This is a genomic window from Thalassotalea sediminis (assembly GCF_030295915.1).
Classification (GTDB): domain Bacteria; phylum Pseudomonadota; class Gammaproteobacteria; order Enterobacterales; family Alteromonadaceae; genus Thalassotalea_C; species Thalassotalea_C sediminis.
In genome coordinates this window covers 1,405,868-1,427,771 of the sequence record NZ_AP027361.1, presented here as the reverse complement: position 1 = coordinate 1,427,771, position 21,904 = coordinate 1,405,868, and the positions used below count along the sequence as shown (strand labels likewise).

The following is a 21,904-nucleotide window of genomic DNA, read 5'->3' as shown; positions in this document are numbered from 1 at the left end:
GGCTAGCTGGTTAACCGTTTATTTACTTCAGCTAGGTTGCCAGGAAAAATCAATCACAGATAATTTTTGACTCGCTTGGTCATAAGCTTGCCAGATTTCGGTATAGGATTTCTGTAGTTGTGGATGCAGTTGTTCGCCAGCAACGTCTGTTAGCGGTAATAAAACAAAAGCATTTTCAGTAATCTCACCACGAGGTAATGTAACGCCATTAACGTGACCAACTACATCATCATAAGTAAGAATATCAATATCTAACGTTCTAGCAGAAAATTTGGGGCCTGTTCTTACGCGGCCGTTATCATCTTCAATTTCTCGTAAAATGGCCGTGATCTCAGCGATTGAACAGTCGGTGTCAAAACCTACCACTAAATTTAAGAAATTATCACCAATAAAACCCACAGGCTCACAGTCATATGCTTTAGAGAGAATAAGCGGAGAAAAATAGCTCGCTAGCGCGTCTAAAGCACGACGAATATGATACTCACGATTAATGTTACTTCCAAGGCTTACGTAAACTCTAGCCACAACGACTTCCCTAGCGAATAAAAATACCAAAAGTAAATATTATCACATTAAAATATTGCGGTTCAGGTTTAAATTCTTTTTAAAATGGCGAGAAACCCCTTTTCTTTTACTGCATTATGTTCTTTTTATTAATTTTAAACTCTACGTTTATTTTTTCGATATTTCTTAACTGAGTACATTCGTTGGTCTGCAGTATCTATCAAATTATTTATTTCTCTGCCATCGTGAGGAATCAACGCACTTCCTACACTAGCCATGAGTTTAAACTGGTTGTTTTCGAATTCAAGTGGATAAGTTAGCTTCGATTTTAGCCGTTGAATAATTATCTCTAAAGCTTCGTGATTTTCTATAGGCGTCAATATAAGCCCAAATTCATCACCGCCAATTCTGGCTGCTGTATCAGATCTACGAATAATCAGCTTTAAGCGATAGGCAAATTCCTTTATCGCCTCATCCCCTGCTCGATGGCCGTAGTTATCATTTACTTGTTTTAACCCATCCATATCAGCTATCACAATGGCTGATTGGTGATGCTCTGTATTTGATTGGTTAATTGTGTGCCTTAATCGATCCATAAATAAAGCTTTGTTAGCCAATCCCGTCATACAATCATGTGTAGCCTTATAGTACAAAGCATCCTTGTCATACTTCGCCGCAAAAAACATAGCGGCAGCGATCATGTCAGTCAGTATATTCAGTAAATCAGTCTCTTTGTCACTAAAATTATTTGGCATTAATGACATGGCTTTTAAAACACCTACAGTGGTATCCATATACTTAAGAGGTAAAACAATCATTGACCGCAAACCAATCTGTCGACACGCAGAACGATCGACGCGCTGATCAGCTTCTGAGTCAGAGCACAATTGAACATTTCCAGACGTGACGCATAAGCCAGATAAACTAGCGCTCATCTTTAGTCTTAAGCCAAGGTTTTCAGACGATATTCCAGCGGCAGCTCGATACACCATATCTTCGCCTTCAGCTAATTCAATCGCTGCCCCATCTGCACTTATCAAATTTAAGGTTTGTTCAACAACATATTGCATTACAGCGCCCAAATCTAACCCTAGTTTAGCAATTTCTGTCTGAACCTTTATTACTCGCATAAGTTCTTCGCTTGACGGCATTTTTCCTCCAATTCAGAAAAAGCTATTATTCTTTGCAATATCCCTCTGCCATCAATTAACTCTTGTCTTTAAAGAGCTTTTTATAATTATAGTGTCTACCGTTAAAAGTGCTCATAATTAACGAACCAGTTAAATTAGCTAGATTAGTTAATTAATCTGTTATGTTCGCGTAAAGTTTTTCTGAAAAGTTGAGGCCAAACATCTATATTCACACTTGTATCCGCACGCAATCAAATTTGTTCACATGAGTTACTGAAACAATGCGGCATACTTTGTTGGTAGCTCGGTTAAAGGCTGAATTTGTATTTTACGAAAATACAATTCGGCTGCTTCGCTTTGTAATTGGATTTTACCCTCGGCCAGTCTTGTTGGCACGCCATCTTTGAGATAACGCGAATTTTTAAGCACCATAACAACTTCGCCATTAACAATATGCAGGCTTTTCCCTTCAAAGCAGATTAGCTCCAATGAGTTCCATTCTCCGAGCGGCTTCTCTCTGTTTTCTTTGCGCAACACAAAACCATCGACTTCTTCGCCAGTACCAACTTTCAAAAAGGGTTGGGTCTCATCAGCTACTGGGTTCATAATATATTCTGGCTGAAACGCACGAACATCTATGGCAGACGTTGCCTGTTTCCAGTAGTCACCAATATGCCCACGCATTATTTGAAACTCCTGAGATAACATCCAAGAACGGTAATATTCCTTACCATGCTCGCCTATTCCATGATACAAAATACCGCTGTCACGCAGTTTGTTTTCACGGGGAGGCCACTTTATGTCACCCCAACGAAATTGCAATTTAAAATGGTAATTTCGGTAAGAGGCCTTTGAGGTAACAGCACCATAAATTTCCCCCGATACTCTCAAAACAGGTTGTCCGTCTTCCTCAATAACAGTGAAAACTTGATATTTATCATTATCAGTATTTAAACCAATTGGTGCTATCGGTTGTCCATTTTTATTTGTTGGAACACTGCCGTCGTAAGATTCTTTATGTTTATAACTTAAATAAATATCCCAATGTTCAAGCTGCTTGTCCAACAGGCTCTGCCATTCAGCACTAAAAGATAAGGTGCTGAACAGATAAATTAAAAATGCATAATAGCGTTGTTTCATTCGTTTATTCCTTATAAGCAAGTTGGTCGAGGAACAGGGAAATAATAACAACACTAATGCTAATGTTCACATGCACTTATGTCTATGGTTTTGAACATATATACAAAAAATGTTCCATCATGATCATGTGGAACATCTTTAATATACAAAACACAGGTAGTTAACCTACCTGTGTTCGCATCTCGTTTTACCCTTTTTTAGCATCAGCGTATTTACGTTGATAGGTTTTGTAAGCAGAAATGGCTTGATCTAATGCTTGTCCATCATCTTTTATATTTAGTGCCATATCAAAATAAGCATTATCGCGCGAAATAAGTACTTGTTCTGTCCATTGCTGGTTTAAGTTGGTAAACGAATTCATCGTTTGTTTACGATAACCATCAGATAAGTTCATGTGCAGCATTAAAAAATCGCCACTACCTGAAGGTAACTCGCCAGTCATACCATTTATGTCGCCTTTTGCGATCAAAACCCCATTCGCCAAAAACTTTTCTTGTTGTGCAGTTCTCATATCACTGATCGATTGCGCTAATAGATTTTTTGCGTCCAAATATGGTTTGTTTTGAACAATAATTTGATCTTCCGTTATAGGTGATTCTTTGACACGGTTTACGTCATGATTAGCATATTCTAATTTACGCTGTAGGTTTCTCAGCTCACGTTTAACCTTATTAGCGTTAACATCAGTATTATTTTCAGCAACAATCACCGCTTTTTCGAGATCTTTTTTGGCGTCATTATATTTTTTGTAAAGACCAAGTTTAGTGCCCACCGACATTTTAAGCGCCCAATCTGCTTCAATGTAAGGTTCGACATTTTTTTCGATAACTTCAGCTATTTGTTCGATATTACTATTTTTACGTAAGCTATAGGCTGGCGAAAAGTAAAGGCACTCGGATAAATGCGCAAGATTTTCAACAAGGTAATGTCCTCTTCTGTCTGGACACTTTCCTCGGTATTTATTTTTCGTACTCCAACTAACAGGGTCGCTGCTTTCTTCGTCTAGCTTTTTAATCGCTATACGACTCGACACAATGTAGTTGTTTATCGACTTAATGAGTGCCGTTTTGCCTTCTTTACGTGTTTTTTCTTTAGCTAAGACTGCTTTTTCCGCGTTAGCAAGTGCATGACGCTCTGGTTTTGTAAATTCGTCTAACTTAGCTTGCAGTTCTTTTTGCTGGGCGATTTTTGCTTGAATGTCATCAACTTTTTCTTGCTCTATCGCAACACGCTCTTGTTGCGCTTGTTTAACTAATTCTGGTATTTTCGCATATTGCGCTCTAACGTCGTTTAATGCCTTGATATAGGCATCTGTTGCAACGTCAACATCAGATAAGTCAGCAGGAATTTCTCCACGTATCAACTCATCGACTTGATGGTATAGTTTGGCAATTTTTCCATCTTTCTCTGCGGCCATTGCGAGGTCATTGTTGAAAATGTACGCTGTTGATGACACCTCAATATCAGATGGTAATCGTTCGTTATCAATAGCAACAGTTGTTGGATGTTTAGAACAGCCTATCAAGAAAATTGCACCTGTCGCGATTAAAGACAATTTACGGTTAATTACTGATTTCATGTTAAATCATTCCTTCTTTTTATACTTTTTATCTAATTATTCAGCTGGCAAGCTAGTGAAATTTATTACCTTAATGAGCCTGCTAATTGAGTTACTTACGTTTAAAAGTCACTTTTACCATGCCCATATCTTGCTGAAGCGTGTCGCTGTCAATAATGTTAAGCACCTGCTCTTGTTGCCCATATTTAAATACAAGGTATTCTTTGCCTGCACTTTCTCTAATGAAAATCTCATCAACGATGACCCTGTTACCGTTGTTTTCAATAAAGTTGTCACCTATAACTAATGTCGTTTTAGGTAATCCATTAACCATGCCTTGCATTAACGTTGAATCTACTTTTGAGGTATATGTACCTTCAAAGCCATGACCACCGCAGGCAGTCAGCAACAATAATAGCGACGACAACAAGGTACTTTTTAATAATTTCATTAACGCTTTTCCTTTTATTATGATGTGAATCTATAGCAAATAACGATGACAACCGAAGGGCTAAAAAACGATTGTCTTTCGATGTAAATTAGTTCGCATAACTGCTCATTAAGCCGTGATAGTTATTACGATACTGCTCAACAGTAAGCGGCGTGCCATTGTGCTGTTTCATGTGTTTATCAAAAGCTTCAACATAGTTGTGGATTTCAGGAAAGCTCACACTGTTTTGTAGTTGCCAATCAATTCGTTGGCTGCCTATTTCTGTCAACATCTCAAAAATTGATGACGCTGAATTTGCATCCGCTAAATATTGATATGCGAGACCATAATGTTTATACGCGTCGCTTGGGTCGCCATATTCATCCCAAAAAGTAACCACTTGTGTTGGATTGTATTCTTGATGATCTTCTTTTTTAGCGACACTCATACCACTGAGGTAAACGGCTTGACCTTCACTAAACCAGCGCGGTAGTTTCAGCCCGTCAATGTCGCCTGAAATAGCGATTTGGAGTGTGTGAATAAGTTCATGTTGGATCAATTGATCAATATCATTCGGTTTGTAAATTGACTTTGCACCTATAGTAATGCCTATCTGAGAGCCCTCCCCCCAGCCATACGGGTTATCTTGCTCATGAAGGCACACATAAATTTTTTGTTCCAGACCAACATCGTTAATTAAATATCCAATATAATTGTTGTTAGCTAAGACAGCGTCTACTTCTTCATAAGACAGTGATTGCGCAGTATCGTATGCCCAATCCTCTTGTGCTTGCTCCGTCCAAGTATCAAAATCAGTGGGGTATGGGAAATCTATCGCATTGCTGTATTTCAACATGTCTCTAATAAAACGAATAGCGTCGTACCGGATATTGCCTCTAGCTGCAAAATACTCTTGCTCTGTCAGCCCAAACGCAGCAAGGGCGCTAGGAAAGTTACTTTCTACCCATTTTGCAGCTTGCGTAAAATCATCCTCGGGTAATCCTGGATTACCAAATACCATCACTTTGTCGGTTTCATAGTAATAATCGTTGTAATTTTGATAACAATGTTGTGCATTTTGGCCATATTGAACATATGAAGGATATTCTTCAGTAGCAAAATATTTCCCAGTTTCAGCAGAGTGCTTAAACTCTCCGGTGACAACAACATTAGCTGGAGGAATGAAATTTTCTGCGTTGTTTGAAGAGTCACTATCGCTTCCCCCACATGCCATTAAAGATAGTGAAATAGCGCTGGCTACTACCAATTTGCTATACGTTGTAATCATTTAAATTTCCTCGTACTGACTTTGCTCGACAGCAACAAGGTATCAAATGACCGCAATTAAAATGTACTGACGTACAGTTTAAAAAAAACCACAACAATAATTACATTTTTATATTTATTGTTTATTCTCTCATTTACATGCGAAAACACCGACATGATGTCGGTGTTTTAACGCAATTAAATTGGCTTATTAAAAACGCGTTAACTAAGCCTTTTCTTCAACCATGCTCTAGCAAAACGTAGGTCATTTTCAATGGTTCTTACTGATACATTAAGCAAACGAGCGATCTCTTTATTGCTTCTCTGGGCGAAATATCGAAGTTCAAGAACCTCAGCTTGACGAGGAAACTCTGCGGTTAGCAATTCAATTTCATCATTCATGGTGATGATTGCCGTGTGCTGAGTGGCTTTTTCATCTGCTTTATTGATTACATGTGTTGATTCAAACTGCGTTTTATCTGGGTTTCTTGATTTCGCTTTCACCTGTTTGCGATAGTGATCAATAAACACATTTCTTACGGCTGAATTTACATAACTATAAAACTGACGCTGCGTTTCAATAGAAATTTGAGATTCCGCCTGTGTTAATTTTAGATACGCATCATGAGCGATATCGGTTGCCGACATATTGATGATTGCGGTATTCGCGTCTTCAGGGAGATTTTCATGATTTATTTTTGCGTATTCTTTAATTTTCAAATAGGCAAAATTCATTAACAATTTTGTTGCCTTCGGCTCGCCTAATTGCCAGCCCTTGATAAGTTTAAGTACTTCTTGTTCTTCCATGCTAGTGACTACGTTTAATTTTCTCTGCAATCTGAATATCTTCTAAAATCGTGAATTTTCCAGATTTAGAGTAAGTATCAATCCACAGTTGATTATTAATGATTTGGTATTTGGCGACTGAATTATGCCCATGTACTACAGCCATAACATTTGCTATGGGTAAACAATGGTGATGACTGAAGTCGGTACGTTGCCAAATATACGGTGGTACACTTTCATGATTGACGTTAAGCGTTTGTAACGCGAGCCAATCTTTGGGGGCATTTGCATGTACCACTCCGATATTACCAAAGGCTGTTTTTACGGTTATAGACAATGACATTTTAATACGAATAAGTTGCGCTAAGCTGAACAATGCGGGCATATCGTCTTGATAATCATTTATCCAACGACCACCATTTTTTAATAGTACTCCCCAATAAGCAGCTTCATCAAAGCCCTGCAAAAACATTGCTTCGTGGTTGCCCAACGTGCTAAAAAACCAAGGTTCCATCAATAATTCTAAACAGTCTTTCGACTCAGGCCCCCGGTCAATTAAGTCACCTGCACAAAATAATCTGTCTTGTGTAAAATCAAATGCTAATTCGTTCAACTGATTTATTAGTGCAGTTTTATTACCATGAATGTCGCCGACAAAAAAATTACGACCAAAACGATTCATGTCTATCGTTCTGTGAGCTTTCACTTTTTCAAGCAACATAACTTAGATCTGCCTTAGGTAAAAATTACCCTATGTTAAACTAATTTTGGCCGCTAATGCAGCTGACGTAATACAATCAATATTCCACAATGACTAACGTTATTTTTCAAAACGCGCTACAAATTGATGATACAAAGAGTCGCCAGGAAAATGAGTGTTCAAAGCTCCTTTTAATAACGATAGTGATTCGCGAGTTTGCTGTTTATCGCGCTTATTCGCTAAAAACGCCGCTTCGACTATGCCAAGCTTCGTTTGCCATGCATTATCTTGCGACAATACTTTGTTGGACAATATTAACTTTGCTTCGTTTAACATTTTCTCAGCGTAATCAAATCGCTCAGCATTCATCATGATCATTGCGACTTTTAAATCTAAATCGAATTTGTAAATAGAGTATGATTTTTCATAGCCACTCCAAGGTACTGCCTTGTAAAAATGCCATACACTTGTTACGTCGAGTGACTGTGAAAATAACGCCTTATACCAAAAAACCTCAATACGCTCACGCAGTGTTGATAACGCCGATTTTTCATTCGTATATTCTTGATATTTCTCAATAAAAACAGGAGCTGGCGTATCGATATAAGTAAGCTTTGCAATAATGTCTAAGTCATCAATGAGTCCTTCGTTAATTATTGCCCCATAGTCGACATTTTTTCTTGTTTGTGTAGTGCTTAGTCGTTGGATATCATTTTTAATGGAGTTTAAAAGTAGTTCTACTTCTGGTGGGGCTGCCGTTAACGTGCGGTAATACCCTTTCATCGCATTTGCGACTAAACCAACAACGAATGGTGTTCTTTCTTGGCTGGACGATGCTAAATAATAGTCAAAATAACGCTGAGCAACCTCTTGGTATTGACTAAATTCACCAGCTCCTTCTAATGCATTGAGTAACACATTCATCGCCTGTAAATAATGTCCGCCAGTGATATCGGTATATTGCTCAGCTTGCGACACTGCTTTATACGCTAATGACACGCTTTTTTGTGGGTTGGAATATAAATAGCCTTTGGAGAGTTCGCCATAACGCATTATTAAATTGGGGTGATTAACTCCCAACACACGTTCACTATACTCAATGGCAATACGCCCGTGTTCATCTGCAACATCAGGTTGATTAAGATAATTATACAGTTTTACTAAAACCAGTTCACCTCGGGCGATATCATCTAAGCCATTGTTTTCTCGATGCAATAACAGAGATTGTTCCAGTAAATTAACACTCTCACGTAATACAGGGGCGATGTGGTCATTAATGACATTATCTGGATATTGTTCAAACGGGTAAATGGTATTGTTGGAAAATTCAAATTGGGTCAGCAAGCCGCGTGCTAAAAAGCCAGTCACTTCAGCCTGTTGCTTTAAAGACAACGCATCCCAAAAATGGTTAATTATCCCACGTAAAAGCTCGGTATGTTTATTTCCACTTGCAACTCTAGCATCTGATGTTGCTTGGGTATACTTGGTGCCATCCATATAACGATGATAGAAAAATGCTTGCGTGATGGTGTCAGGTACAATCTTATCGTCATCAATAAAACTAAGTCGTGCAACCAATTGATTGGTATCTTCATCAATTAGATCAAGATCAAACAAATGCGTTAACATTTGAATTAGGTTAGATGCAGCCTCATACGCTATATCGGGATCACTTAACTGAGTTACATCCTTGATGATCTTTTTATACAACCTCCGCGCTTCAACAGTATACCCTTTACTGTTATAACTATTAGCCAATGTTAAGGTTAACTGTGCGACCGAATCAGGATTTAATCTATCGTCTTGTAGAATTTCCAGGGTACTTGCCAGCAATCTTTCTGGATTTACATCAACACCATTACTTTTTTTTCTGTCCATCAACGCCAAAATTTGCGTTAACTTTTGCGTCATTAAATCTGATTGTTCATTCGCTCTAAGCAAGCTTTCATTTTGGAAAAACAATCTAATAAGTAATACCGAAATAAATACCGAACCTAAAAAAGCACTGACTGAAGCTATTCGATGACGAACAAAAACAAACTTTTTAAAACGATACCAAGGGCTTGCATTGTAGGCGTTTACCACTTTTTTATTAATAAATCGTTCAATGTCTTGCTGTAACTCAATAACCGAAGCGTATCGGTCAGTTAATCGCTCTGCAGTCGCTTTAACAACAATACTGTTTAGCTCTGCCAAATAACGTGATTTACTGGTTAAAGGTTTAACAATCAAATTTTCTAGAACTTTTCCTAGCGCATAGATATCGCTCAGCATAGATGGACGACCACCGGCGAGTAACTCAGGGCTTGCATAACTCGTGGTCATTGCATTTAAGTACATGGTATAAATTGAATTTTTATCTCCTTCTCTGCTATTAAACATGCGAGATATACCAAAATCGAGTACTTTTATTTCATTGGCTTTATCAATAAGAATATTGGAAGGTTTTAAATCGGCATGTACCACTTGCATTTGATGTGCGTGATTAATTGCTGCGCAAATATTACTGAATAAAGACAATTTTTGATTCAGCGACACCGTTAGTTGACTGAACTTCTTATCAATCGTACAGCCATCAACGAATTCCATAATGATGTATCGGTCGCCATATTCGCTAAGACCCGCATCAAACACTTTACCAATATTGGGGTGTGCAAGTTTGGCCATAAAACCTGCTTCGCGGATCAGTGCTTTTTCTCCGATAACTTTTTCTAAAGATTGATAGAGCACTTTAATGGCTACTGTTTGCTCAAACTGCCCATCACTTCGACACGCTTTGTAAACACTACCCATGCCGCCCTGTGCTAATAACTCTATGAGCGTGAAAGATCCCATCGTTCTACCAATAAGATCTTGAGCTGATTCAAAGATATTTTCGCTTTCGTTGGCAAGTAAAGAAGACCATATCGTAGTACCTGATGTCTGATGACGTTGATCATCTGCAATCATCTCAACTAGTTCATCATATAACTCAGGATGCTCAGTGCTAACTTCAGCAAGTAATAATTTTTGTTCACTAGGAGAAAGGGAAATGGCCTTTACAAAATATTCGTACAACATGTGGCTTAACAAATCGAATGTTTATGCCGCCATAAGATACCACTGTTCGATAAACTTTATAAACCAAAATTTTGTACATCAATACAAATAACTCGCTATAAAACAAAGTCCTCATATAGAGGTGCATGTGTGATAAAGCTTTTCTATATTGCGAAACAAAAAAGTATAACGCTAAACTCACCCGTTCAACGCTTTATAACAGTAAAAACAACTAAAATTCAAAAACTTAATTAAGCATAGGCAACCACTTAGTTAAAACAGTAATAACGGTTATATAAGTGGGTTAAATAAAAGCGATAAGCGTTATGAAATATTTAATATGCTTTGAAAGCTAAGTTGAATGCAAAAGGTAATTTCAAGGATTACATAAGCTTCTACTGTTTAAAGGCAGCATTGGTACATCAGAGCCACCCGATAAACAGCAATTTATCGATTGAATGTACTCAGAATGCAAAAAAGGTGGCAAAAGCCACCTTTTTACAATCTACCATTCACAAACTTTATTCGTGGTTGACAACAAATGGTTACATACAATTAAGTTTGTGAATAGCAGTCCTTAAAATTCAATCGGTTACAAAACCAATTTCGACAATTAAAATTGTGAATAGCTTTCAACTTTGATTCTTAAATCTAGTTAGTAAATACAATTAAAAATGTGAACGATTCTTCACATAAATGCCTTAAACATAAGGGAATAACCCACAGCACCAAGTTGCATTTTCAGGATCATAATAATAAAGATAAACACTGAACAATAGCTCTGTTTGCAAGGAGTTTTTATTGAATAAGAAGCTTTTTAGCCATAAACAAAATTTACAATACCTACGAAAAATTACCGTAAGTTAGACTTAATATCATAAACGGTATTTTCATGCCACTTTTGGGTATATTGATTATCAACAGACTTTTTATGCAAACCACAACATTGATGAAGACGTTCCAATGATACTAACTGCCCTAATGCTCCCATTGTGTTTAATCCCTTCATTGAACCAACATCCGGACCGCATAAAAACCAAACTTTTTTATCACCGCAGGCATGAAAATATGATAATAGTGCGGCCTCTCCACCATCAATAGCAAGATCCATTAGTTCTGGATATTCAATTATCCATTCAGCCGATTGTTCGTCGCTTACTTTATAAATTACTTTAAATGATGCTCTCAGGTCTTTTTCGCTAATGGAAATTGGAGGCTTATCACGTGGTTTTTTCAACGCTTCTTGAATCACCTGTTCAACTGTATGTAACTCAAAATTACTAGCAATTGCCTTCCAAGTCTTTAAATAAACTGCATGAATAATTACATTTGTGTCAATTAAAATGATATCGCCTCTCGAAGGTCCATCTTGAAACATCTCCACCCCTTACAGTTCAATTGCAGGTGCAAGATGATAGCTTGCCATCAAGTTATTTATCTCTGAGAAGCCCATATCTAAATTTTCCGAAGCTTTACGAGCAGAAACAGTGCCATTATGTATAGCTTTGTGCAAAGTATTTACAAAAAATTCACTAAATAAACGCGGTTTCTCTTGAGGTACTTTATCTCCATTGAATCGAAGAGCATTATCATCAATTGCATCCAGCTGGGCTTGGGTTATTTGTCTCAGCCTAAACAATCTAAATTTCATAGCCATAGCGCTTACTTCAAATGTGTTCGCTAAATGATTTATAAAGACTTCATCAATTACACCATTAGATGCTTTTACCTTTGATAGTATAGATTCCTTAGGCATCAGAAGTGCTTCAGCAAACGCATCAGCAAGCTTTTCTTCGATTGGCTTTTTCCCACTTTTTATTGAATAAGCTTTCTCAGAGCGTTTAGGTGGAAGAGCATCCCATGTAAGAATATGAAATAACTCATGCGCGTAGTTGAAGTTACGCCTGCCTAAAACTTCGTTTCTATTTACAATGATGTAGCTACCTTTTGTAACATTCACAGCTGCCGCAGATACTCTATTGTTAAGCTCAAAATATAAAGTATGTATACCCAATTCAAACACTTTGGCCATCAAATTTTTAGCTGGGTATTCACCAAGTTTCAAGTGCACTACTAGCTTTTCAGCATATTCCTGAGCATCATCGATAGTACTATCTTTACTGAGAGGTAGCTTAAGTAAAAATGGAGTAGAGCTATCACAACTTTTGGATATATGTTCAAATAAACCTATCACTTTCGACACTTTCGATTCAGTATCATTCAATTCTGCTTCTGATGCTTCTTGCTGTCTCCATGAAAATTTTGCCTTACCAACTAAAGAAGTTGGATCAAGGAAATCTTGCATCGCCACTCCCATATATTTTAGGGCGTTGATTAGTTCATTTGGTTTTAGAACCCTTTCACCATTCTCAATTGATGAAAGTGTCTGCCTATCATTAAACCCCATGGCTTCAGACAAATCTGCTTGTTTAATGCGTTTAATTTCTCTGTAGGCAGCTAACTTTCTAGCTACTGCATTAGACATAATTCTCTCCTCACAATAATGGGGTAAGTTTAATCTTGCATATGATTTTATGCAAGATTAAACTTACCCCATGTAGATCTTTTTTAAATAACAAACACTCATTGTCGATCAATCATCTCCATACTTTTGACAGTAACTAGTTTAAGCTCTTTACATTTGGGAACAGACGACTAACTTGTCGTATTATTGATTCCTTTAAGATGTCTTCAGTTTCAGCAATCCTGCTGACTTCTATTTCAACCTGGCCAGTACCTGAGTGACTAACAAAAGCATCATCAAAGCCACCTTCAAAAAGCAAATCATCAATGTTTTCCATGGACATATTGTAATCGCTAAGGTCAAATTTGATTGTGATATTGAATGCATTCATTTTACTGCCCCTTTTTAATCCATACTAAAGCTATGCCCTCATTCTAATATTCCAGACCAATCAAGGCTTCATTACAATATTTGACCAGATTAAGACTTATCATTTTTGGAAGAATTTTTATCTTCAACCGCTCGCTCTATCGCTTGTAAAATCGACTCTTCATCAGAAATACTGTGGTTAGCTTTTATGTGAGATAAGATTCCTTTAGCGGCTCCTGCAATTTTGCTGATTTTTAGTTTCTCTTGTAATTCAGAATTATCAAACTGCTTAAATAACTCATCAGACTCGGCTTTTAAATTTAACGCAACACTCTTATCCTCAGTGACAACATCAAATTTGACTTGAGCTCGCAACCAAAATTCGGCTCGCATTCCTGTTAAGGCCGCTAGCTTCTTAGCAAAGCTATTTGTAAGAACTACTTTTCCACTCAGGAAGTCACAATACTGATCCTTTGATATACCTAAGCGTGCAATTATATCCTCGCTACTTACTCCAATGGCTTTAAGCTTTGGTAAGTAGAATTGCTTGAAGCAGTTCGCTGGATGCAGTGTTTTCTTTTCACTTGAAACATTAACAAAGCCAGCAGAACTCAGCTCTTTAATATGCTCTTTCCCTTCAATTAGAGCATCGATATCTAACCTGATATTTTTAGATATCGTCCCCAAACGCTCTGGTTGCAATAACAAATTCAAAATTTTTGCTGCATTTTTCGCATCACTTAACGCTCTATGATGCTCACCATCATATGCCAGTTTTAACCATTCCATGGCTCTCTTTAATCCAACCCGAGGCTTTATTTTCATTATTTTTGCGAATGCTTTTTTAATATTAAGCTCTTGTTCGCAATGAAGTTCGGCGATACAATGCCGTTTACAATCCAACTCTAGCTGCACACGATCGTACGCTCCCCAGGAGCAGAATAAATATCCAGGATAGTCCTGAAGCCATACCAAAAATCGATTAAAAACAACTGGGAAGATGTCGGCTTGCTGAACACTTTCTTGCTTAATTCCGGTGAGAGAAACACAGAAGTCGGTCAAAATCGGATGCTTTACCGGTTTAATCAGGCTAGAAAAAGCAGCTTCCACCTTTAATGTTTTACTGCACAAGATTACTGCGCCCAATTCAATGAGTTCTCGTTCATCAACGGGTATTTCATTATTAGCGTCACAAGTATGTTCAACGTCAATTACCAACATATATTGATACTGATATCTCAACGCATTCAATCCATTTGCGGTGTACTCGATTCTATTTGATTGCCAATCGTCATATTGTTTCTGCTGGTTCAACCATGATTGTGCAGAGCCACCAAATTCGTCCGCAAACTTAGTAGCCAAAGAGTTTGTAATTCCTCGACTGCCATTTACGAATTCTTTCAATTGGATACTACTTACTCCAAGCTTATTTGCTGTGTTTTCGATATCTAAACCTAGAGGGTCGAGATAAAGCTCTTTCAACGTTTCACCTGGATGTGGAGGTTTAATCATTCTCACATTCACTCCGTCATTAATGCTCACTTTTTTGGTTATTCTTCCCACCTTGATACCTAAACTGTCTAGGAATAGCCGGAGGAACGTGCTCGTATAGCCACTGTTGATTATGCTTAAAGAGCCAGGTGTAGCTTGCTCTGCATTCACGCTGAATTTCGCCTCGATGAAAATCTGGGTGCTCCGATAAGGCACTAAGAATACAATTTTGATGCTCCAAGCATTTTGCCTTGAAACGCATCTGTTGCCGGCATTCCACAATGTCAGGATGTTGTGAAAGTATCTGTTCTATTGCCCCGACAGAACAATCAACATTGTGGGCGATTTGGCGCGTTTTAACGCCACTTTTAAGCATTCCAATAATTAAAGCCCTATCTACACCAAATATCCTTTGCGGTCGTCTGTCCACTTGGACATTGTGTTGTACCGCGATTTTTTTGACATATATAATGCTGCGCTTGAAATGCTGTGATACTTCTCTCAGCGAGCGTCCATCTCTAAGCAAGCTTACAATTTCAGCATCGGTGCTATCTACATTCAACAAATTAGCATCACAGCTTTCATGTAATTCAGACTCATTTTTGTTGTATTCGCCGAACTCCTGCCAAGATTTCCATAGCATTCCAATCAGCAATAAATGTTTTAACGGATGAAACTGTGCCCTTTGGGCTCTGAATAGATTCTCGGGGTAGCTATTGTCGAGTAACAGTTGTTGCACTAATGGGGAGCTACTCTCCGACCAATATGCCCTTAGTGCTTGTCGTAGCTTTTCTTGCCGAATGGCTCCTATGTGAGGTGCAAAACCGACTTCCACAAGCCGCTGTCGGTATCGATTCAATATATCGCTATATTGAATTACAGGCTGATTACGGTGCCATGCATCATCAATCAGACCACTTAGTTGAATGTCTATTTCACTCAAGTTTAATGGATGCTGAGTTACTAACTGAGTTGGCTGAATTAGCTCTCTACGTCGTACCTCTACTTCTATCAATGGTTCACAATGCTTCAAGCAAACTGAACAGCCAGGAAGTTGATGTTGTAAATGCCACCATGCTCGACCAATGTTTTCTAAGTCATCTTTAATACATTCAGGACAAGCCCTTAAAACAGTACCGGAGCTAACTCTATTGGCTATAAGCGACATACGTGAATGAAGATTGCTACCGTTGCCTTCAGCGAGATTATTAAACACCGAAAAATACGTCTTTTCGTGTAAAAAACATCGAAAAAGGGGAAGCGTAGTATGCTCGTTAATGAGCTTACTCTCTGTTACCCCTATAGTTTTGCTGATGAAAGGGATATACCCTGGGAGTTGAGAAGCTAATTGACAATGCGCCAATTGGCTTCGCTCAAGCATTAGTCTTGTAGAAGGAAGCCCTGACAGTTGGCAGTATACGACTAACCAACTGTAAGGTATTTCGTCTGCCTCAAGAGACGAGTGATAGCCCGACATGATTGGGTTGACCAATTTGATTGAAAAACACTAGCCAAATAATGTGAGCCATTGGAGTTACCTTTGATGGACTATTAATTATCGAATCTAGGCAAAGCATTGTATTTAGTTCAGCTTGCGATTTGATATCGAAGTAGCTACCAATTTGGCTCTCCAAGGTCCAAAGCCTGAATTCATTCTCTACCTGTGTTTTAGTTTCCCAATATTCTTGATTCCGGGTTCGAATCGCGCGGCCAAAAGCATGCTCAACTGAGCGAAGCATTTGCCGCTGATTCATTGGGCGCTGAAGTGAGCATGAATTCAAATGGAGCTCTTGTCCCATACTTTGAATTGCAACGTTCGCTTCCGTAGCGGTTGGTGAACTCTCCTGCATATCATGATTACATTTCGGACATATGGTCACAGGCAAAGGATTTTTCCTTAAATCAATATTTTCCCAACCGCAACCGTTGCAACCTGCAATCAGCGTTTTAAACACATGTTTAGTGCAAACTTTAGCTGTCGGTAATTGATGACTGACATGCCAATACGGTGTTCCAAAACTTTCAATATCTTCCTCTATGCATTGCGGGCACGCTCGCCAACAATTTGCATTTTGCACTTTGGTTAATCCAGGAATGAAAAGCTTCTTACGATCACACTTTGCTTTCCCTTTGATCAGCTCTCTACGACGCTCTACATCAAGAAAATGACTATAGAAACCAGCACTCGTATGCCGACAAAGCAAGTCTTCACACATAGTCGCTTTGGAATGTGTTATCAAGCCGTTGCATACGGCTTGATAATCCTTAAGAGGGTTAACCGACTGATTCACACTAAACCAAGATCTAAAGAAGTCGGCCACAGATTTAGTGGGTGTAAGAACTGCCATGCGAGCAATGCGCGAAAAGTAGTGCTCATCAGGTAGCAGTGGTAAGAAAAAATGCATCGTCGCCATAGCCTAGTCTTTAAGCCCCGTTTTAAAGTAACCTATACTCGCATCAGAAGATATGTTTGCTCCCAGCACAGGGGTAAGCAATGGCGCTTTGGGACTCGACCGTGGTGTCGACTTTTTGGGCGGCGCTTTAAAACCTTTCGAGCTCTCTGGCAATGCAGACTCTGTATTTTCCGTTTTTTGCACTTCCTCAATGGCATTTTCATATTCACGTATATCTTTACTTTTAAGATGCATCAGCGCCGTCTTATAAAGCTGAAACTGGTTTAAGAATACTGTTTCCAAGTATTGAACTGTATTTGTCGATGTGCCAGGTTCAAGTTTGCCTTCATTGTATAGAAACACCAGATACTCCTGATGTACTTGTGCCAAGCGAGTCATAAATGCCGGGAGCCCGCTGGTGTACTCATAGAACTTAGCAACGAACTCGGTTGATAATTCGCTGCAATGTAGGAGGGACCAATCGGGATAAAGCGCATGTAACGTATCAGAGAACATATCCCCATTCTTCGAGTAGGTCGTTAACCGAAACTCTCTATCATTGACTAATCGGCGTAGCGTAGTGATTTCAGGTTGTGATTTGCCATCGACAAGAACACGTTTCGAAAATAGCTGCAACCCTGAATCAGTGCAGCTGATAATCATCGGAATGCCAATTTTGTTGAACATGGCTTCAAGGATTGTAAGGGTTGGGGCTTTGTCTGAGTTGCCGTAGGCCAACAAGAACTGAAGCTCATCAATATGTACTAAACCAATCTCATGGGTGGCAGCAACCAACTGCATTCCAGCTAAATGCCGATCAACGGATTCACGATTACGAGCGTCCCACTGCTCAAAGTAATCCGTAGTACCAGTGGCATTATCAACAGCCTTGAAGAAATTGAGCGCCAGGGCTTTTAACGAAGGCGTTGAGGGCATATCCAAAGACAACCATACAATTTGATTTTGGTTGTAAGGTTTCCCATCAAACTCAGTGTGACGAATCACTTGTGGAATAACTCCTAATGCACTGCGGATCATTGTAGTTTTTCCAGCTCCACTGTACCCAGTAACCAAGACGCTAGATGCCGTGGTTTTATGAGTAGCAATGCCGCGCTTTATGGAACTGTCGGGTTTCGAGTGGTAAGCCTCTGCAAGCCCCATTTTTAGTGCCATGGATGTCGGCTCTAGAGGATTTCTAGTGGCATAAGAATGCAGCAAAAGCGACCAACATTTTTGGTAAAACGTGACAAACTTATCCGACGGAACGTGGGTGCATCCCATGCTCTGCAAGATTGCACGTTGATAGAGTTGGTCTAACGACCAAAAATCAGCGTCACATTCCATCGTCTTAGTCGTACGACGAAGCAACTCTGTTACGCTAAGAGGTAAAGGTAAAGCCTCTGTAAGCGGATTGCCATTAAACTGCGATACTGGGTGTTTGTGGTACTGTGCATCGATTTGTAAACTCATTAAAAACCCTCCGTGGTTGTGAGTTCTGGTTGTGATTCAAATTCTACGGCCTCGCCTTCAAACCCTAGTGCAACCATCACATCTCGGGCATGAGTCAGAGTATTTAATTTCTTGCCAATAGCTTGAAACTCTTTGATGCGAGGAACGATAGATTTACGTTCGTTCTCGGGCAGTAGTGCAATTTGCCCCATTAGACGGTCAAACTCAGGCTCGTCCATACTGCGCATGTGTTGGCGTAAGCGTGCTGCATATTCCTCGTGCGCAACAACTTTCATCTTGAGCCATTCGAGTTGATGAGAAACAATATCCCAAGGCATTCCCCAATATGGAGAGCCATTGTTTACGTTTTTCAAAGTGAGAGTGAGGTACTTAAATTTAGCGCTATCATCCTTAGTTTTAACGCGGCAAAATATATGATTTGTCCAGTCCTTTACCCGTTTCACAATTAGAGGGAATGTACCTTCTAATGCCGCTGTTTGATACAAGCCTTCTTCATGAAAGTATGAGTGGTGATATTTGAGTCCTTCAAAGTAAATACAGTCCTTTCGTACCCTTGCTTCCTCTTCCGGTAGAAACGCCCAGCGAAGCTTAGCTTCATCATTTTCCTGCGTTTTGCGCCCACCGCCCATATCCTTGTCTAGGCTGTGAAGGAATATCGATTCTGGCGAAAGACCAATATCATCCACCATAGCCTCAAATCCATGTTTCTCAAGACGTTTAGCGGACTTATTTTGAAAAATGATGAAGTGAATAATTTTACGGACCAAGCTGTCGTAGTTCAAAACAGCTTGATTTGATGGGTGTTGCTCAGTGCGATCAACCTCCTTGAATATAGAGCCTGGTTGAAAATGTGCCACTTCACCGTTAAATATATCGAACGTGCCCTCGACAGTACCCTTCGCGTCTCCTCGGTATACTGCCGTAAAGTTAAATGCTTTTATCCCAAGCATTGACTTCAGGATTGAGGCTACCAGCTTATTGGGGTACTCAGTTCCATTATCTATCGTCACTTCTTGAGGAATAAAATTAGCAGGCCAGTCAGCCTCATCGATATCCAAACCATACCGTTTTGCTAATTGGACTTTACACATACAAGCGTTAACCATAGCCTGCGCCACGCCATCAGAGTTTGGTGCTCCAAATCCTAAGTAAAATCCAACTATCATGGTTGAATACACATCAACCACAAAATAGAGAGTAGGCCTCCCCATGCTGTATCGGCGATTTTTTATGTAAGGATAATGGACATACAAGTCCAGTACAGTGGCATCAACTTCATAGCGAGATGTAGCACCCAATATGCCTTCTAATGTTGTGCCTTGACGCGCTTCGTAGTCTTTCTTAAATTGGAAAGATCCTACCCGCATTTCCAGCTGATCGCGTCGACTGAAAATCTGGTTAAAATGGTAATAGAACATCCGGGGTGAAATGCGCTCTTCAGGAGGTAGCAAATCATAGTATGGAATTTTATGTTGTCCTACCGTTCGAGGAATACATTTAACTTGAAACGCATCTTCGAAACTTTCAAATACCTTACGCTTACTGAGTTTCCTGCCCTCACGGATCCACTGCTTAACGACCTCTGCAATATTCTTTTTGTCGAGACTTGTGATACCTCTAAATTGCGTGCGGCTTTTACGATTATCTTTACCACCTCTTCCACGTTTAATTATTGGATCGTTTGGGGTTTCAGCTTCTGGATAATTTTTACCAATACTATCCCATTTGAACGAAATTAAACCATTTGGAACCATACCAAAAATGATAAATCGATTTAGTGCATTGTGATACGCTCCTTTCGATTTCCATTTCAATGTCGATAATGAAAGCAACGCATCAATCTCGACCCCCAACCCTTTCCCATAGAGATATTGCTCAACTAAATGCGGAGCAGTTAACGACTCTATGTGTTTAAATTTAAAATCCCTTTTTGCGAGCCATACGCCATATCCTTCTTTGAAAAGAACCTTGTCAGAAGTACTTAGCGTCTCTGGCAACTCATAAGATTCCCCCGTCTTTAGCCCCTGCTTTTGAATAAACTGCGCTAACTGTGTTTTGTTAAACACTCTTGGTTTTGGAGGGTTTGTTACCTTCATGGCTTGAAGCATGTCGGCAATTGCATAAAACTGGCGGCAGGAGCTTATATGACAAATGCGGTAAGACATTTGCAAAGTAACTTGTTCCAGTTTGGAATCAATTTCATCTTTGTATAGATGTTCGCCTTCAAACCTCATGCTGCCATCTCCAATTCATCCTGCCTTAATAAGACAGGGCGAAACCAACGAAGCATGTGCTCCTCACATTTCTGAGCAATTGGCAAAAAGCCATACAGCACAGAAAACCTGAATAGCTGCCGGGCGCAACTATCCGAGATGGAGAGCGTATTGCTGACCTGTTTAATTAGATCCTGTAATTGCAGCCACGGAGCAAGTTGCCATTTTTCGCAAAAACAGTTCAAAAATGTAGTCAACTCTTCATTTGAGACTTCGAGGTCTTTGGCAGCCTCTGAAAACAACTTGTTGTAATATTGCACTTTAGTAGCGTCTCGCTCTGTCACTACTCTGTAGTCAATGCCACGACGATGCCAGAATTCTCGCTCTATCGCGAATTTTTGCCAGGTCCTCATACTTTTGTACTCAACTTCATCAAGCCAATTTAGCTTGAAGATTTGGTCCCAGTACTTGAATGTGTACGCTGTGAGCTGTGTCGTTTGACCGTCCTCAGATACTGTTTCGACTAAGAAGTCTGTTGTCATTACATAGGCTTCTTTTGTCTTCCAGTTTCTTGGGTGAAGAATGTTAAGCTCAACTGCAATATCAAGCGTTTCGTCAAGGTCGAGGGCATATTGCTCAAAAATGGCTACAGTATTCGGCTTGTAAAGCAACTCCATGTACATACGTCTTTCACCATCAGATAAAAGATGTACTTCGCGATTTTGTATATCACAGAAAATCCAATGCCGACGCCCGATCTTATTAACATCTCGTACCGTCAGGTAGGAACGATATTCCCCATTAGAAATATCAGTAATCCATTGCTTGTATTTCTTTACTGTTTTTGGCGGTTTTAAATAAATCAACGTTCTCATATGTACTCCTTCTCACATTGATCCCAATACATATTAGAGATCGAAAAAGGATCTAAGATCAAGCCGCCAACTGTCA

The 21,904-nt window shown here is 39.3% G+C and carries 18 protein-coding genes; all 18 read right to left on the bottom strand.

What is annotated here, in order from left to right; all coding sequences use genetic code 11:
- Nucleotides 1–27: 27 nt before the first annotated feature.
- The gene (gene folK / locus QUE09_RS06430; RefSeq protein ID WP_286235376.1) at nucleotides 28–525 is read right to left on the bottom strand and encodes a 2-amino-4-hydroxy-6-hydroxymethyldihydropteridine diphosphokinase; all 498 of its coding nucleotides are present in this window, start codon (nucleotides 523–525) and stop codon (nucleotides 28–30) included.
- A 134-nt stretch (nucleotides 526–659) separates the two neighbouring features.
- Nucleotides 660–1,655 carry a sensor domain-containing diguanylate cyclase gene (locus QUE09_RS06425; RefSeq protein ID WP_286235375.1) on the bottom strand — a complete coding sequence of 332 codons (996 nt, stop codon included), beginning with the start codon at nucleotides 1,653–1,655 and terminating at the stop codon, nucleotides 660–662.
- Nucleotides 1,656–1,904: 249 nt separating this feature from the next.
- A complete protein-coding gene (locus QUE09_RS06420; protein ID WP_286235374.1) occupies nucleotides 1,905–2,774 on the bottom strand; it encodes a 3-keto-disaccharide hydrolase in 870 nt (289 codons plus the stop codon).
- 187 nt (nucleotides 2,775–2,961) lie between these two features.
- Nucleotides 2,962–4,353 (bottom strand): HlyD family secretion protein, encoded by a 1,392-nt coding sequence (locus QUE09_RS06415; protein WP_286235373.1) that lies wholly within the window; start codon nucleotides 4,351–4,353, stop codon nucleotides 2,962–2,964.
- Nucleotides 4,354–4,444: 91 nt separating this feature from the next.
- Complete coding sequence (locus QUE09_RS06410) at nucleotides 4,445–4,783, bottom strand: hypothetical protein (RefSeq protein WP_286235372.1); 339 nt, start codon at nucleotides 4,781–4,783, stop codon at nucleotides 4,445–4,447.
- 88 nt (nucleotides 4,784–4,871) lie between these two features.
- Complete coding sequence (locus tag QUE09_RS06405; protein ID WP_286235371.1) at nucleotides 4,872–6,050, bottom strand: hypothetical protein; 1,179 nt, start codon at nucleotides 6,048–6,050, stop codon at nucleotides 4,872–4,874.
- Nucleotides 6,051–6,250: 200 nt separating this feature from the next.
- The gene (locus QUE09_RS06400; protein ID WP_286235370.1) at nucleotides 6,251–6,835 is read right to left on the bottom strand and encodes an ECF-type sigma factor; all 585 of its coding nucleotides are present in this window, start codon (nucleotides 6,833–6,835) and stop codon (nucleotides 6,251–6,253) included.
- A gap of 1 nt (nucleotide 6,836) precedes the next feature.
- The gene (locus QUE09_RS06395; RefSeq protein ID WP_286235369.1) at nucleotides 6,837–7,535 is read right to left on the bottom strand and encodes a metallophosphoesterase; all 699 of its coding nucleotides are present in this window, start codon (nucleotides 7,533–7,535) and stop codon (nucleotides 6,837–6,839) included.
- 99 nt (nucleotides 7,536–7,634) lie between these two features.
- Nucleotides 7,635–10,574 carry a serine/threonine-protein kinase gene (locus QUE09_RS06390; RefSeq protein ID WP_286235368.1) on the bottom strand — a complete coding sequence of 980 codons (2,940 nt, stop codon included), beginning with the start codon at nucleotides 10,572–10,574 and terminating at the stop codon, nucleotides 7,635–7,637.
- Nucleotides 10,575–11,406: 832 nt separating this feature from the next.
- Nucleotides 11,407–11,931: a hypothetical protein gene (locus tag QUE09_RS06385; RefSeq protein ID WP_286235367.1), complete on the bottom strand. Its 525-nt coding sequence runs from the start codon at nucleotides 11,929–11,931 to the stop codon at nucleotides 11,407–11,409.
- A 9-nt stretch (nucleotides 11,932–11,940) separates the two neighbouring features.
- Nucleotides 11,941–13,038: an XRE family transcriptional regulator gene (locus tag QUE09_RS06380; RefSeq protein WP_286235366.1), complete on the bottom strand. Its 1,098-nt coding sequence runs from the start codon at nucleotides 13,036–13,038 to the stop codon at nucleotides 11,941–11,943.
- A gap of 136 nt (nucleotides 13,039–13,174) precedes the next feature.
- Nucleotides 13,175–13,408 carry a hypothetical protein gene (locus QUE09_RS06375; protein WP_286235365.1) on the bottom strand — a complete coding sequence of 78 codons (234 nt, stop codon included), beginning with the start codon at nucleotides 13,406–13,408 and terminating at the stop codon, nucleotides 13,175–13,177.
- 89 nt (nucleotides 13,409–13,497) lie between these two features.
- Nucleotides 13,498–14,898 (bottom strand): HigA family addiction module antitoxin, encoded by a 1,401-nt coding sequence (locus QUE09_RS06370; protein ID WP_286235364.1) that lies wholly within the window; start codon nucleotides 14,896–14,898, stop codon nucleotides 13,498–13,500.
- A gap of 19 nt (nucleotides 14,899–14,917) precedes the next feature.
- Entirely contained in the window at nucleotides 14,918–16,354 is a 1,437-nt protein-coding gene (locus QUE09_RS06365; RefSeq protein WP_286235363.1) for a TnsD family Tn7-like transposition protein, read from the bottom strand.
- Nucleotides 16,329–17,291, bottom strand: coding sequence for a TniQ family protein (locus QUE09_RS06360; RefSeq protein WP_286235362.1), 963 nt, complete (start codon nucleotides 17,289–17,291; stop codon nucleotides 16,329–16,331). The genes QUE09_RS06365 and QUE09_RS06360 overlap by 26 nt, the downstream gene beginning before the upstream one ends.
- Before the next feature lie 3 nt (nucleotides 17,292–17,294).
- Nucleotides 17,295–18,740, bottom strand: coding sequence for an AAA family ATPase (locus tag QUE09_RS06355; protein ID WP_286235361.1), 1,446 nt, complete (start codon nucleotides 18,738–18,740; stop codon nucleotides 17,295–17,297).
- On the bottom strand, nucleotides 18,740–20,974 hold the full coding sequence (locus QUE09_RS06350; protein ID WP_286235360.1) for a TnsB C-terminal domain-containing protein: 2,235 nt from the start codon (nucleotides 20,972–20,974) through the stop codon (nucleotides 18,740–18,742). Before QUE09_RS06350 ends, QUE09_RS06355 begins: the two co-directional genes overlap by 1 nt.
- The gene (locus QUE09_RS06345) at nucleotides 20,971–21,828 is read right to left on the bottom strand and encodes a TnsA endonuclease N-terminal domain-containing protein (protein WP_286235359.1); all 858 of its coding nucleotides are present in this window, start codon (nucleotides 21,826–21,828) and stop codon (nucleotides 20,971–20,973) included. The genes QUE09_RS06350 and QUE09_RS06345 overlap by 4 nt, the downstream gene beginning before the upstream one ends.
- Nucleotides 21,829–21,904: the final 76 nt, after the last annotated feature.

What these genes read in the sequence shown, in the direction of transcription:
- QUE09_RS06425 (WP_286235375.1), bottom strand. Translation starts at nt 1,655, where the DNA reads ATGCCGTCAAGCGAAGAACTTATGCGAGTAATAAAGGTTCAGACAGAA.
- QUE09_RS06420 (WP_286235374.1), bottom strand. Translation starts at nt 2,774, where the DNA reads ATGAAACAACGCTATTATGCATTTTTAATTTATCTGTTCAGCACCTTA.
- QUE09_RS06415 (WP_286235373.1), bottom strand. Translation starts at nt 4,353, where the DNA reads ATGAAATCAGTAATTAACCGTAAATTGTCTTTAATCGCGACAGGTGCA.
- QUE09_RS06410 (WP_286235372.1), bottom strand. Translation starts at nt 4,783, where the DNA reads ATGAAATTATTAAAAAGTACCTTGTTGTCGTCGCTATTATTGTTGCTG.
- QUE09_RS06405 (WP_286235371.1), bottom strand. Translation starts at nt 6,050, where the DNA reads ATGATTACAACGTATAGCAAATTGGTAGTAGCCAGCGCTATTTCACTA.
- QUE09_RS06400 (WP_286235370.1), bottom strand. Translation starts at nt 6,835, where the DNA reads ATGGAAGAACAAGAAGTACTTAAACTTATCAAGGGCTGGCAATTAGGC.
- QUE09_RS06395 (WP_286235369.1), bottom strand. Translation starts at nt 7,535, where the DNA reads ATGTTGCTTGAAAAAGTGAAAGCTCACAGAACGATAGACATGAATCGT.
- QUE09_RS06390 (WP_286235368.1), bottom strand. Translation starts at nt 10,574, where the DNA reads ATGTTGTACGAATATTTTGTAAAGGCCATTTCCCTTTCTCCTAGTGAA.
- QUE09_RS06385 (WP_286235367.1), bottom strand. Translation starts at nt 11,931, where the DNA reads ATGTTTCAAGATGGACCTTCGAGAGGCGATATCATTTTAATTGACACA.
- QUE09_RS06380 (WP_286235366.1), bottom strand. Translation starts at nt 13,038, where the DNA reads ATGTCTAATGCAGTAGCTAGAAAGTTAGCTGCCTACAGAGAAATTAAA.
- QUE09_RS06375 (WP_286235365.1), bottom strand. Translation starts at nt 13,408, where the DNA reads ATGAATGCATTCAATATCACAATCAAATTTGACCTTAGCGATTACAAT.
- QUE09_RS06370 (WP_286235364.1), bottom strand. Translation starts at nt 14,898, where the DNA reads ATGATTAAACCTCCACATCCAGGTGAAACGTTGAAAGAGCTTTATCTC.
- QUE09_RS06365 (WP_286235363.1), bottom strand. Translation starts at nt 16,354, where the DNA reads ATGTCGGGCTATCACTCGTCTCTTGAGGCAGACGAAATACCTTACAGT.
- QUE09_RS06360 (WP_286235362.1), bottom strand. Translation starts at nt 17,291, where the DNA reads ATGGCGACGATGCATTTTTTCTTACCACTGCTACCTGATGAGCACTAC.
- QUE09_RS06355 (WP_286235361.1), bottom strand. Translation starts at nt 18,740, where the DNA reads ATGAGTTTACAAATCGATGCACAGTACCACAAACACCCAGTATCGCAG.
- QUE09_RS06350 (WP_286235360.1), bottom strand. Translation starts at nt 20,974, where the DNA reads ATGAGGTTTGAAGGCGAACATCTATACAAAGATGAAATTGATTCCAAA.
- QUE09_RS06345 (WP_286235359.1), bottom strand. Translation starts at nt 21,828, where the DNA reads ATGAGAACGTTGATTTATTTAAAACCGCCAAAAACAGTAAAGAAATAC.